The 12756-nt window shown below is 75.2% G+C and carries 9 protein-coding genes; 5 read left to right on the plus strand and 4 right to left on the minus strand.

What is annotated here, in order from left to right:
* Positions 1–40: 40 nt before the first annotated feature.
* The 4 genes from ACWCPN_RS09625 to ACWCPN_RS09640 all read right to left on the minus strand — a co-directional run bounded on the left by ACWCPN_RS09625 (position 41) and on the right by ACWCPN_RS09640 (position 8073).
* Complete coding sequence (locus ACWCPN_RS09625) at positions 41–4708, minus strand: hypothetical protein (protein ID WP_451203858.1); 4668 nt, start codon at positions 4706–4708, stop codon at positions 41–43.
* A 37-nt stretch (positions 4709–4745) separates the two neighbouring features.
* Positions 4746–5624, minus strand: a complete 879-nt coding sequence (locus tag ACWCPN_RS09630; RefSeq protein WP_451203860.1) for a hypothetical protein — start codon at positions 5622–5624, stop codon at positions 4746–4748.
* A 31-nt stretch (positions 5625–5655) separates the two neighbouring features.
* Positions 5656–7182, minus strand: a complete 1527-nt coding sequence (locus ACWCPN_RS09635; protein WP_451203862.1) for a hypothetical protein — start codon at positions 7180–7182, stop codon at positions 5656–5658.
* 189 nt (positions 7183–7371) lie between these two features.
* A complete protein-coding gene (locus ACWCPN_RS09640; RefSeq protein ID WP_451203864.1) occupies positions 7372–8073 on the minus strand; it encodes a GntR family transcriptional regulator in 702 nt (233 codons plus the stop codon).
* A gap of 150 nt (positions 8074–8223) precedes the next feature.
* Here ACWCPN_RS09640 and ACWCPN_RS09645 point away from each other — a divergent pair, with 150 nt between their 5' ends.
* The 5 genes from ACWCPN_RS09645 to ACWCPN_RS09665 all read left to right on the plus strand — a co-directional run bounded on the left by ACWCPN_RS09645 (position 8224) and on the right by ACWCPN_RS09665 (position 12746).
* Positions 8224–9543 carry an MFS transporter gene (locus ACWCPN_RS09645; protein WP_451203866.1) on the plus strand — a complete coding sequence of 440 codons (1320 nt, stop codon included), beginning with the start codon at positions 8224–8226 and terminating at the stop codon, positions 9541–9543.
* Positions 9540–10379: a putative hydro-lyase gene (locus ACWCPN_RS09650; protein WP_451203868.1), complete on the plus strand. Its 840-nt coding sequence runs from the start codon at positions 9540–9542 to the stop codon at positions 10377–10379. The genes ACWCPN_RS09645 and ACWCPN_RS09650 overlap by 4 nt, the downstream gene beginning before the upstream one ends.
* Before the next feature lie 75 nt (positions 10380–10454).
* Positions 10455–11213: a LamB/YcsF family protein gene (locus ACWCPN_RS09655; protein ID WP_451203870.1), complete on the plus strand. Its 759-nt coding sequence runs from the start codon at positions 10455–10457 to the stop codon at positions 11211–11213.
* 5 nt (positions 11214–11218) lie between these two features.
* Positions 11219–11836, plus strand: coding sequence for a 5-oxoprolinase subunit B family protein (locus tag ACWCPN_RS09660; RefSeq protein ID WP_451204529.1), 618 nt, complete (start codon positions 11219–11221; stop codon positions 11834–11836).
* A 40-nt stretch (positions 11837–11876) separates the two neighbouring features.
* Positions 11877–12746 carry a 5-oxoprolinase subunit C family protein gene (locus tag ACWCPN_RS09665; RefSeq protein WP_451203872.1) on the plus strand — a complete coding sequence of 290 codons (870 nt, stop codon included), beginning with the start codon at positions 11877–11879 and terminating at the stop codon, positions 12744–12746.
* The last annotated feature ends 10 nt before the right edge of the window (positions 12747–12756 follow it).

Here is a 12756-nt window from a genome sequence, read left to right on the forward strand (position 1 = left end):
CGTCGGCCGGTGCGGGGCCGGTCCGGCCCCGCACTTCCGGTCAGGAGCTCGCGGAGGCCGGCCGTTTGAACATGCGGGTGGCCGTGATCTCGCTGTGCACCGCCTCACCGGCCCGCGGCTGCTGCGGCAGACCGGGCCGGAGGTGCTCCTCGACACTGATGTACTTCAGCCCCGCCCTGAGGTCGGCGTCGTTGCGGAGCCGGATGACCAGGGGGAACTCGGCCAGCGCGGTCGTGTCGAACAGGCCGGTGGTGTACAGCAGTTGCACGCCCAGGGCGTCGGACACCGCGCGCTGGAGTTCCAGCAGGTAGGTGGCGTTCGCGCGGCCGATCGGGTTGTCCAGGAACAGCGTCCCCGCGTGCCGGTGCTTGTCCCGCCCCCGGTCGTTGGAGCGCAGGGCGGCCATCGTGCAGTACAGGGCGATGGCGGCGGTGAGGAGCTGCCCGCCGGAGAACACGTCGCCCATCTGACCGACGGGGACGCGTTCGGCGCGCAGTACGGCGTCCGGCTTGAGGATCTCCACGGCCACACCCTTCGGCTGCAGCGCGGCGGCCACTCCGCGCAGCAGCAGCGACATGCCGTCGCGCCGCAGGTCGGAGTTCTTCTTCACGGCGGCGCGGGTGGCCTCGTCGATGACCTCGCCGAGCCGTTCGGTGAGCGTCGCCTGGTCGGGCTCCTCGAAGCGGATGCGCAGGAACTCCTGCCCGGACCACTCGCCGAGTCCTTCCGGGAGACGGGAGAGCCGCTGGGCGGAGCGCAGAGTGGCGAGGGCCGACTCGACCAGTCCCCGGAGCCGGTCGACGATCGAGTCCCGGTTGCGCTCCAGCTGGGCCAGTTCGTCGGTGAGGACACGCAGGCGGGGCGCGAAGGCGTCCGCCCACTTCTGGGCGTGCTCGGGCAGCGCGGAGGCGGGCAGTTCCCGGATCTGCTGCCGGGCCGGGGTGCGGACCTGTTCGTACCGCGTGGAGTTGGCGTGCCGCACGAGCACGTCGCTCGCCTCGCGCACGGCCGTCTCGGCGGCGGACAGGTCGGCGGCGCAGCCGCGCAGGGAGCGCCGGGCCTCGGCGGCCGAGTGCCGGGCTTCCTCGGGGGTGCCGGGGTAGGGCTCCGGCTCCTCCTGGTCCTCGTCGGCGGCGTGCTCGCGCAGCAGGTCGCGGAGCATCGCGGCGATCTCGTCGAAGCCGCCGGCGGCGTCCTCGGCGGCCCGGTGGGCGTCCAGCAGTTCGGCATGCGCGTCCCGGGCCTCGGCCAGCGCCTCGGTGCGGGCGGCGAGTTCGGCCGTGGCGGTGCGCAGCAGGGCCTGGGCGTGCTCGGCGTCGCGCGGCGTGAGCTCCTCGGACAGCTCGGTGTGTGCCTCGCCGTCCTCGGGGGCGTGCCGTTCGGCCTCACCGCGCAGCCGGCCGAGCTGCTCGCTCGCGGTGGACATGCGGGTCTCCAGGAGCTGCACCAGCTCCTCCGCGCGCGCGGCGGCCGCCTGCCGGGAGGGGCCGTCGGAGCCGTCCGGTGACTGGAGCAGCTGCTCGGCGCGGGTGCGGACCTTGTTGCTGAGGCGGTCCAGTTCGGCGCGGGCGGCGCTCTCGTCGCTCTCCGCGCGGGCCTGCTCGGCCCGCAGGTCGGCGCCGACGCCGACCTTCTCGTACACCTGGGAGGCGGCCCGGTAGGCCTCGCGCAGGGCGGGCAGGGAGGCCTTCGGGGCGTCGGTGTCACCGGCCGGGACGTCGTCGGGGGCACCCGCGATCTCGGAGCGCTCGGCGCGCAGCGCACGCGCGGTGCGCCGGGCGTCGTCGGCGGCCCGCTGCGCGGCGCGGCGGTCCTCGTCGGCGGCGCGGGCGCGCTCCAGACAGGCCTGCGCGCGGGCCTCCGACTCGGCGGCCTCGTCGGCCAGTTCGCGGAGCCTGACCTGCCAGCCGGCCCGTTCACGCAGCCGGAAGGCGAGCCCGGCGAGGGCGTCGGCGGCACGGCGGGCCCGCTGCGCCGCCTCCTGCCGCTCGTCGCGGACCTGCGTGGCCTCGGCGGCGGTCTCGTCGGCCTCCGCGCGCGCGGTGCGGGCCTCGGCGAGCTCGGCCTCGCTCTCCTCGGCGAACCCGCGTGCCTCCCGGGCCGCCTCGCCCAGTTCGGTGAGCCGTCCGGCGGGGCAGCCGGTGCGCCAGGAGGTGAGGCGGGCCGCCAGCTCGCGGTCCCGGCCGAGCCGGGCGGCGAGCGCGCGGATCTCCTCGTCGCGCTCGGTGGCCCGCGCGCGCAGGGCCTGCCGCTCCTCGTCCGCGGCGTGCTCGTCGTGCATGGCCGGGTTCGGCGGCACCAGGAAGACGTCGCCGGGGGTGGCGCCGGGTGCCGGGGTCGGGGCCAGCAGGGCCGCCGCAGTGCCGACGGCCACGGCGGAACGGGGCAGCAGGGCGGCGTCGCCGAGCGCCTCGCGGGCACGCGCGTGGGTGCCGGGGTCGGTGATGATCACACCGTCGACCAGTTCGGGTCGGGCGGCGAGCACGCGCGCGTGGTCGGCCGGGTCGACCGCCTGCGCGAGGTAGCGCCATCCGGGCAGCGCGGGGATGCCGTGCTCGCCGAGGAATTCCACGGTGGCCAGCACGTCGGGTCCGGGCGGCAGCAGCCCGCCGTCGCCGAGGGCGCCGAGGATGCGGGAGTCGTCGGCGGCGGCCGTCCGCAGGTCGAACAGGTGCCGTTCGGCGGTCGCGACGGCGTCGTCGAGGAGTTCGCGCAACTCGTCGGCGAAGCGGTCGAGTTCCTCCGGTCCCAGCGGGCCCTCGGCGCGCGAACGGGGGGCCGTGACCGGATCGCCCGTCCGCGCCGACGGGTCGGCGCCCTCGCTCCTGGGCGCCGGCACCCCGGGCCGGGCCGCCCCGGCCGCGGCCGGCAGGCTCAGCAGCTCGGCGAGCCGGTCCTCGGCGGCCAGGGACTCGGCGAGGCGCAGTTCGGCTTCGTGGGCGCGTTCGGCCGCGGTCGCGGCGTCCGCCGCGCGGGCCGCCGTCAGCTCGGCGCGCGCCTCGGCGGAGGCCGCCTCGCGAGCGTGCTCGGTGGCCCTGCGGGCGGCCTCACGGGCCGTGTCCCAGGCGGCGACGGCGGTCTTCTCGGCGTCGCTCGCGGCGAGCGCGGCGCGGGCCGGGTCGGCGTCCGGAGCACTGTCGTCGAGCCACCCCGCGCGCACCGCCTCGGCCGTCTCCTGCTCGACCTCGGCGAGCCGCTGGCGCAGGTGCCCCGCCTCGCTGCGGGCGCGCTGGCCCTCGGTGGCGGCGGCGGTGGAGTCGCGGTAGCCGATCTCACCGACCTCCTGGAGGGCCGCGGAGCGCTCCTCCCCCTCGTTGGCGAGGCTCTCGGCGCTCTCGGCGGCCGCGTGCAGGGCCCGTACGAGGTCCACCGCGGCCTTGGCGCGGGCGGCGAGCGCGGGGGCCGCGTCCCGCTCGGCCTCCTGGATGGCGGCGGACACGCGCGCGACCCGGTCGGCCGCGGCGCGGTGCCGCAGTACGACCTCGGCGGCCTGCCAGGCGGAGTGCAGGGTGCGTGCGTCGGCCAGCTCGCGCTTCTGCGCGGCGGCGGCCTTCTCGGCGGCGGCGAGCGCCAGGGACGCGTGCCGGTAGGCGAGTTCGGCGGCGACGAGCGAGCTGCGCTCGCGCGCCCCCTCGGTGTGCGTGACGGCGTAGGCGGCGGCGGTCACGCGCTGCGCCAGGTCGGCGGCGCGCACGCGTTCCCGCACGGCGCGCCCGGACAGCCGCCGCGCCAGGGTGCGGGTACGGCGTTCGGCGCCGGAGTGGACGTCACGCGCGCGTGCGCGTGTCCCGGCGGCCTCGACGATCCTGCCGAGCAGGTCGACGGAGCCCGCGGTGAAGTCCCGCTCCGCGATCAGTTCGGCTCGCCGGCCGAGTTTGTTGCCGAAGCCGCTGACCAGGTCGGCGAGGCCGTCGGTGTCGCGGGTGTCGGTGACCGCGCGCAGCAGCAGGTCGGTGAAGTCGGAGTCCTTCTTGACCGCGAAGAGGCCCGCCGCCTCGCCTTCGTCGGCGTTCATCTCCCGCTGGTAGCGGAAGAGTTCGGGGTCGAGGCCGAGGTCGCCGAGGTGCTCGATCCAGCGGTCGTGGATCTCCTCCCAGTGCACCTCGAGGTGGGGGTAGGCCTTGCCGGACTCGGTGAGGGCGTCGCGGAACCCCTTCATGGTGCGGCGCCGGCCCTGGGCGCCCGAGCTGCCCTCGACGGGCGGCCGGACCGCGGTGGACTCGGCGACGGGCAGGTTGTCCAGGCTGAGTCCGGGGCCGGGCCGGAAGGAGTACCAGGCCTCGGCGAACTTCCGCGGATCGCTGGAGACCTGACGTCCGCGCCACTCGCTGGCCTTGCCGACGACGACGCACTCGCCGGTCTGCACGTGCTGCCACTCCAGCGCCACGTGCCCGCAGTCGTCGGCGAGCAGGAACTTGCGCAGCACGCCGGAGCTGGCGCCGCCGAGAGTGTTGCGGTGGCCGGGCAGCATCACCGAGAAGATCAGCTTGAGCAGGACGGACTTGCCGCCGCCGTTCTCCAGGAAGAGCACACCGGCGGGCGCGGGCCGGCGCGGCGGGCCGGACGGCTCCTCCGCGAAGAACTCCGCCTGTGTGGGCGCGGGGTCGGGCACGGGCCCGCCCACGCCCCGCAGGTCGAGCACGGTGTCGGCGTAGCGCGCACCGGCCGGCCCGATGGAGTAGAGGCGGATCCGGGACAGCTCGTACATGGCGGACTCTCGTAAGTCTGGTCAGGAATGCGGTGGATCAGGAGTGGAACGGCAGCCCGGCGTCGGCCACCAGGTCCAGGTCTTCGGTGTCCTCTGCGGCGAGCAGGCTGGCCGAGCCGTCGGTGACCGGGACGACGCCCAGCTCCAGCAGCTCGGCCATCGCGGCCCCGCCGGCCAGGTCGCGCACCTGGAGCTGGTAGCGCGCGGTGGTGCGGTAGGTGCCGCCGTGCTCGTCCCCCGTGCGCTGCAGGAAGCCGGATTCGGTGAGGAAGGCCGCGGCCTTGGCGACGATGCCCGTGGTGGAGGCGGCCGGCCGGCGCGCGTCCTTGGTGGCGCCGGTCGCGCTGCGCCGGGCCCAGATCCGCCAGGCGGCCTCCAGGCCGGGCGCGTCGGTGGCCGGGTCGGTGTTCTCGCCGCGCTCCTCGGCCCGTTCCTCCAGCCGGCGGCAGGCCTGCCGGACGAAGGCGTCGACGCCGTTGACGGTGATCCGGCCGATGTAGGCGTCGTCGGCCAGGTCCTCCGGGCGCGGGAACGCCAGGGCGGCGACGGCCAGATGGGCCAGCCCGTGCAGGAAGCGGTCCCCTGAGTCGGCGGTGGTGCGACGCGCGTAGTCGCCCATGCGGACGGCGAACACCGAGTCCTCGGCGGCCGTCACGGCCATCCCCGCGCGCGGGGACACCTCGAGCACGATCAGGCCGAGGCCGGCGGCGACGGCGTCCGCGAGCCGCGCGAACGCCGGTTCCTCGCGGTAGCGGCGCAGCAGGTCGGTGTACTCCTGGTCGCGCGCGGGCTGCAGTCTGGGCTGCAGCCCGAAGGCGACGAGCCGCGCCGCGTCGGCGGCGTCGGCGGGGGTGACGGCGGCGGACGCCGACGGGGCCGGGGCCTCCGTGTCACTCCACTCGACGTGCTCGGTCACGGTCTGGGCTCCTTGTCGCGGTCTCGCTCACTCATGCTGCTTCCGTCCGGTCGGCGGCCATTCCCGCCGCGTCCAGCAGCGCCGTTCCGACGATGAGGTCGGCCCCGCCGAACTCGGGATCGTCCAGTTCCGTCCCGTCGTCGACGGCGAACAGCAGCTTCCGCTCGCCCTGCCGGTAGGCGGTGCCGACCGCGGGGCTGGCCGCGTGCACGGCCAGCAGCGCCACCAGGTAGGGCAGTTCGGGGTCCTGTCCGCGTGCTTGGGCCAGGAGTCCGGACAGCCTGCGCGGGGCGTCCGCCGGCAGGTCCAGCAGTTCCATGGCGGCGGCGAGCTGTTCCTCGCTGAACCGGCTGTCGTCCGGTGTCGCGATCAGGTCGGGCTCGGGCATCTCCGCGCCCAGGTGCTCCCGTTCCACCGGCGGCGTCAGCAGTATGTCCACGAGGTCGCCGACCCGCACCGCCACAGGGGTGCGCAGCCCGGTGGCGCTGGCGAAGAAGGCGTCCGTGACGCGGACCGCCCGCTCCAGCGGCAGCGGCAGCGCGGGCGCGAGGAGGTGGCCGTACAGATCGGTCCCGGAGGTGGACGCCGCCGGGGCGAACGCCTGCCTGTCCTGTTCGGCGCGGAACAGCGGGCCCGCCTCCAGCAGCCGGGACTGCAGTTGGGTGTGCCGGCGGATGCAGTCCTTGACGATGTCCACCAGCTCGGCCGCGCGGCGCTTGTTCCCGGAGTCCTCGGTCTCGTCGCGGGCCTTGCGGATGTTGGTGAGGATCGCGTTCTCGTGCCGGTAGCGGTCGGCCACGTGGTCGAGGGCCTCGGCGATCATGTCGGGCACGGCGTTCAGCCAGTCGACCGCGCGGACGTTGCGCCGGGTGGCCTCCAGGGCGCGGCGCAGGGTCTCCGAGTACTGCACGGTGCGGTAGCGGGCCTGCTCGGCGGCGAGCTGGGCGTCGGCGAGGCGGCCCCGGTTGATCAGCACCTCGAGCTTGACCTCGGCGGCGATCTGCGCACTGGTCACGTCGGTGTCCAGGGCGCCGACGAGGACGTTGACCGCTTCGTCGGTCGTGCGCAGGTAGACCGTGCCGCCGGGGCCGGGGACCTCCTCGATCAGCTTGAAGTCGTAGTCGCGGCGGACGTAGGTGCCGTCCGGCGCGAACGTGCCGTACACCGCGCGGAAGCCGCGGTCCACGCTGCCGACGTTGATCAGGTTCTCCAGGACCCAGCGGGCCACGCGCTCGTGCTCGGCGGCGGGCCGGTGCGGGGCCTGGGCGGCGATCCGCGGGACGAGCCGGGCCACGATCTGCTCGTGGTCGGCGCCCGTGTCGAAGTCCATGTTCAGCGTGACCAGGTCGATGGCGGCCAGGGCCACCTCGGCCATGCCGTACACCGAGTACTCGCCGGCCAGGTTGGCCTTGCGCGCGTCGAGGTCGTGCAGCGGCGCCGTGCAGGCGAGCGCGCGCAGCCGCCGCGCCAGCCCCTCGTCGGCGGCCGGGCCCGGTGCCGGGCGCGGTCCCGCGCTGAGCTGGGCCGGAACGCTGTCCGTCGATGCAGGCGAAGTCACGGTGCACAGACTAGGTCCTCGGTCTGACAACGACCCAAACGACGCAGAAGCGACGGCCGTCACAGACGCTCGACAGATGCCGGGGGCGGGTTCCACGGACGCCGCGGGAGGCGCGGCGGAGCGTGGGCGATCCCGGCGGGGCCCGCGTCCGGGGGGGAGGGGTGCCAGGGGAGGGGTCGGAGCCCGCCGTCAGGACGAGGGGTCCTCGCCGACCCGGCGCCGGTACACCTCCACGACCCGCTCCAGCGAGTCCGCGAGGTAGGTGCTCAGCAGCCGCTCGGCCTCGCGCCGGTCCCCCGCCTGCAGGGCCTGCAGGATCTGGCGGTTACGGGTGAGGTACGGCTCGTGCAGCCGGCGCGGGTGGTCGACGACGTGGAAGGCGAGCCGCAGCTCGGCGAAGACGCTGCGCATCAGCTCGTCGGTGCGCTCACTGCCGGCCAGCGCCACCAGTTCGCGGTGGAAGTGGATGTTGGCCGTGCCCAGCGCTTTCCAGTCGTTCTCGTGGGTGGCGAGCTGCCCCTCGGCGACGGCCGCGGCCAGCCCGTCGAGCGCGTACGGCGGCTCGCCGAGGCCGCGGACCACGGCGCACTCGACCAGGGCGCGGATGCGGTAGATGTCCTCGACGTCCTCCACGGTCAGGACCCGGACGAAGACGCCGCGGTTGAGTTCGTGGACGAGCAGACGCTCGTGGGTGAGCAGCCGGAACGCCTCGCGCAGTGTGTTGCGGGACACTCCGAGCGCGCCGCCGATGGCGTCCTCGGACAGGCGGGTGCCCGGCGGGAAATAGCCCTCGGCGACACGGCTTCGGAGGATGTCGGAGACCCGTTCGGCGGTGCTGGTGCGCCCCAGGAGGGCACGGTCGTCGGCCAGTCCCGTCAGCTGCTCTGCCATGCCCGGAATTCAATCGCAGTCGAGGGGACGAGACAACAGGGGTATTGAAGGATCGTTGAACGATCCTCTACGGTGCTCGGCACGGCACAGCGCCCGCACGGCACTGCTCAATTCCCCGCACCCTCCGTCCCCCCTCTCTGCGAGGTGCCCATGAGCACGACCCCTCCGCCCCGGTCCGCGACACCGGACCTGCGACCGGCACCAGGTGAACGCGCCGCCGAGGACGGCGCGTTCGGCTGGCTGCGCGCGCTCGGCCCGCGCGGCCGCCAGGCGTTCGCCGGAGCTTTCGGCGGATATGCCCTGGATTCCTACGACTACTTCACGCTGCCGCTGAGCATGGTGGCGCTCGCGGCGTACTTCGGTCTGGACAGCGGCCAGACCGGCCTGTTCACCACCGTCACGCTGGTGGTCTCCGCGGTCGGCGGGGCCGTCGCGGGAATCGTCGCGGACCGGCTGGGCCGGGTCCGGGCGCTGATGATCACGGTGGTCACGTACGCCGTCTTCACCGTTGCCTGCGGTTTCGCGCCCAACTACGAGACGCTGCTGGTCTTCCGCGCTCTGCAGGGCCTCGGCTTCGGCGGCGAGTGGGCGGTGGGCGCCATCCTGGTCGCCGAGTACGCGAGCGCCCGGCACCGGGGACGTACCCTCGGCGCGATCCAGAGCTCCTGGGCGGTCGGCTGGGCGCTGGCGGCGGTCGTCTACACGCTGGTCTTCTCCGTCGTCGGCGACGACCTGGCCTGGCGGATCATGTTCTGGACCGGGGCGCTGCCCGCGCTGCTCGTGGTGTGGCTGCGCCGCCGGGTGCACGACGCCCCCCAGGCGACGGCGGCCCGCGAACAGAGCCCGCGGCGCGGCTCGTTCGCGGCCATCTTCCGGCCCGCCTCGGACGGCGATCCGGGGCTGCTGCGCACGACGCTCTTCGCGAGCCTGCTGTCCACGGGCGTGCAGGGCGGCTACTACACGCTGGCGACCTGGGTACCGACGTACCTGAAGAGCGAGCGCGGCCTGTCCGTGGTGGGCACCGGCGGCTACCTTACGTTCCTGATCTCCGGGGCCTTCCTCGGCTACCTGACCGGTGGATACCTCACCGACCGGCTCGGACGGCGCCGCACCATCTGGCTGTTCGCGCTGCTCTCGGCGGTCTGTGTGCTGGCCTACGCCCACATCCCGCACGGCGCCGACACCCTGCTGCTGGTGCTCGGCTTCCCGCTCGGCTTCTGCATGTCGGCGATCTTCAGCGGATTCGGCTCCTACCTCAGCGAGCTGTACCCGACGGCGGTGCGCGGCACCGGTCAGGGCTTCACGTACAACACCGGCCGCGCGGTGGGCGCCGTCTTCCCGACCCTGGTGGGCTTCCTGGCCGACAGTTGGGGCGTGGGCGGCGCGCTGGTCTTCGGCGCGGTCGGCTACGGCCTGGCGGCGCTCGCCCTGCTCGGGCTGCCGGAGACGCGCGGGAAGGAACTGGCGTGACGCGGACGGACCGTACCTCCGACCGGCCCGTGGCCCTCGTCGACGAGCACGCGCACGCGTGGAGCCCGCGGACCGCGCGGGCCCGCTTCCGGGAGGGCCTCTCCGGACCCACGGCGGGTGTGTCGGCCGGGCACACCCAGGCCAACCTGATCTCGGTGCCGGCCGACTGGGCCTACGACATGCTGCTGTTCTGCCAGCGCAACCCCAAGCCCTGCCCCGTGCTGGACGTCACCGACGCGGGTTCCGCCTCGACCGTGCTCGCCCCGGGCGCGGACCTGCGCACCGACCTGCCGCGCTACCGGGTCTGGCGGGACGGCGAACTGGCCGAGGAGCCCACGGACGCGCGCGCGTACTGGCGGGACGACCTGGTGTCGTTCCTGCTGGGCTGCAGCTTCACCTTCGAGTGGGCCCTGGCCGGGGCGGGCGTCCCGATCCGGCACGTCGAGCAGGGCCGCAACGTGCCGATGTACGTGACCGGCAGACAGTGCCGTCCGGCGGGCCGGCTGCGCGGGCCGATGGTGGTGTCCATGCGTCCGGTGCCCCCGCAGCACCTGCGCACCGCGATCCGGGAGAGCGGCCTGCTGCCGGCCGTGCACGGCGGCCCGGTGCACTGCGGCGATCCCTCGGCCCTCGGCATCGAGGACCTCGGCCGGCCCGACTTCGGCGAGCCGGTGGACGCCGCGCCCGACGACATCCCGGTGTTCTGGGCCTGCGGGGTGACCCCGCAGGCGGCGGTGATGGCGTCCCGGCCGCCGTTCGCCATCACCCACGCACCGGGGCAGATGTTCCTGACCGACGCGCGGGACGAGCAGTACCGCGTGGTCGGCGTCGACTGACGCCGGCGAGCGGCACGCCCGGCACGAGGAACCGGGCGGCACCCGACACGAGGACCGGAAGAGCACGAGGGGACCATGACCGCGATCGATCTCAACGCCGACCTGGGTGAGGGCTTCGGCCGCTGGCGGCTGACCGACGACGAGCGACTGCTGTCCGTCGTCACCAGTGCCAACGTGGCCTGCGGGTTCCACGCCGGCGACGCGGCCACCATGCGCCGGGTGTGCGAGCTGGCCGCCGCGCGCGGGGTGACGATCGGCGCGCAGGTCTCCTACCGGGACCTCGCCGGGTTCGGGCGGCGCGCGATGGACGTGCCGCCCGCCGAGCTGGCGGCCGAAGTGGCCTACCAGATCGGCGCCCTGGAGGTGTTCGCCCGGGCCGCGGGCGCGCGCGTGGCGTACGTCAAACCGCACGGCGCGCTCTACAACCGGGTGGTGCACGACGAGGACCAGGCCGCGGCGGTGGTCGACGGCGTGCTGCTGGCCGACGCCTCGCTGCCGGTCCTGGGCCTGCCCGGCTCGCGGCTGCTGGAGCTGGCCGGGAAGGCGGGCCTGCCCGCCGTCCCGGAGGCGTTCGCCGACCGCGCCTACACCGACGCCGGCACGCTGGTGCCGCGCGACCGGGACGGTGCCGTGGTGAGCGATCCGGATACGGTCGTGGAGCGTTCGGTGGGTCTCGCGCGCTCCGGCTCGGTGATCGCGCACTCCGGCGCGCGGATCCAGGTGCGCGCCCGCTCGCTGTGCCTGCACGGCGACACGGCCGGCGCGGTGGACCTGGCCCGCCGGGTGCGGGAGCGGCTGACGGCGGCGGGCGTCCGGGTGGAGGCGTTCGCGTGAGCCGCGTGACGGCCCTCCCCGTCGGCGACGACGCCCTGCTGGTCGAGGCCGATTCCGGCGCGCAGGCACAGGCGCTGCACGCGGAGTTGCTGCGTCGCCGGGCCGAGGGTTCGCTGACCGTCCGCGAGATCGTCCCCGCGGCCCGTACGGTCCTGCTCGACGGCCTAGCCGACCCGGCCCGTCTGGCAGCCGAACTGACCTCCTGCGAAGCACCCGACGCTCCCCCGCACACGCGGGAGCGGGTCGAACTCCTCGTGCGCTACGACGGCCCGGACCTCGCGGAGGTCGCCGCCCACTGGGGCGTGCCCGTGAGCGAGGTGGTCCGCATCCACGCGGACACCGAGTTCACGGTGGCCTTCTGCGGGTTCGCGCCCGGCTTCGGCTATCTCACCGGGCTGCCCGCCCGCTACGACGTCCCGCGCCGGGCCACCCCGCGCACGGCGGTACCGGCCGGCGCCGTGGCGCTGGCGGGGCCGTACACGGGTGTCTACCCGCGTTCCTCGCCGGGTGGCTGGCAGCTGATCGGCACCACGGAGGCGGTGCTGTGGGACCACACACGCGTACCGGCCGCGTTGCTCTCACCGGGCACGCGGGTGCGCTTCACACCGGTGGAGGACGCGTGACGGCGTACGCGCGCGTGTGCCCGGCACCCGGGGAGGACGCATGACCGACCGAGCGCTCGTGGTGGTGCGGGCAGGGGCGCTGACCACCGTGCAGGACCACGGGCGACCCGGGTACGCCCACCTCGGCGTGCCCCGCTCCGGGGCACTGGACCCGCGCGCGGCGGCCCTGGTCAACCGGCTGGCCGGCAATCCGGCGGACGCGGCCGTCCTGGAGACCACGGTCAACGGCTGTGCGCTGCGCCCGCGTTCGGCGGTGACCGTCGCCGTCGGCGGTGCGCCGTGCCCGGTCACGGTGGACGGCCGGCCGGCCGCCTGGGGCGCCCCGGTCACCGTGCCCGCCGGTGCGCTGCTGGAGGTGGGCACGGCCGTGGCCGGCCTGCGCTCCTATGTGGCCGTGTCCGGCGGCATCGCCGTGGAGCCCGTCCTCGGCAGCCGCTCCCGTGACCTGCTGTCCGGCCTCGGTCCGGCGCCCCTCACGGACGGCGCGGTGCTGCCGCTGGGCGCCCCGGCCGGCCCTCCCGCGCGCGTGGACGCCGTCCCGCAGCCGGGGCCGCCGGCCGAACTGGTGCTCCGCGTGACGACGGGCCCGCGCGACGACTGGTTCACGGCCGGCGCCCTGCGGGCGCTGACCACGCGCGCGTACCGGGTGTCCCCCGCGAGCAACCGCATCGGGCTGCGCACCGAGGGGCCCGCCCTTGAGCGGGCCCGCGGCGGCGAACTCCCCAGCGAGGGCATGGTGCTGGGCGCGGTCCAGGTGCCGCCGGACGGCCGCCCGGTGGTGTTCCTGGCCGACCATCCGACCACCGGGGGCTATCCGGTGATCGCCGTGGTGCGCGCGGCCGACTTGCCGGCGGCCGCGCAGGCGGTCCCGGGCACCCCGGTGCGGTTCGTCGCGGTACGGCGCCGCTGATCCCCGGCGG

The organism is Streptomyces sp. NPDC002386 (genome assembly GCF_053593175.1).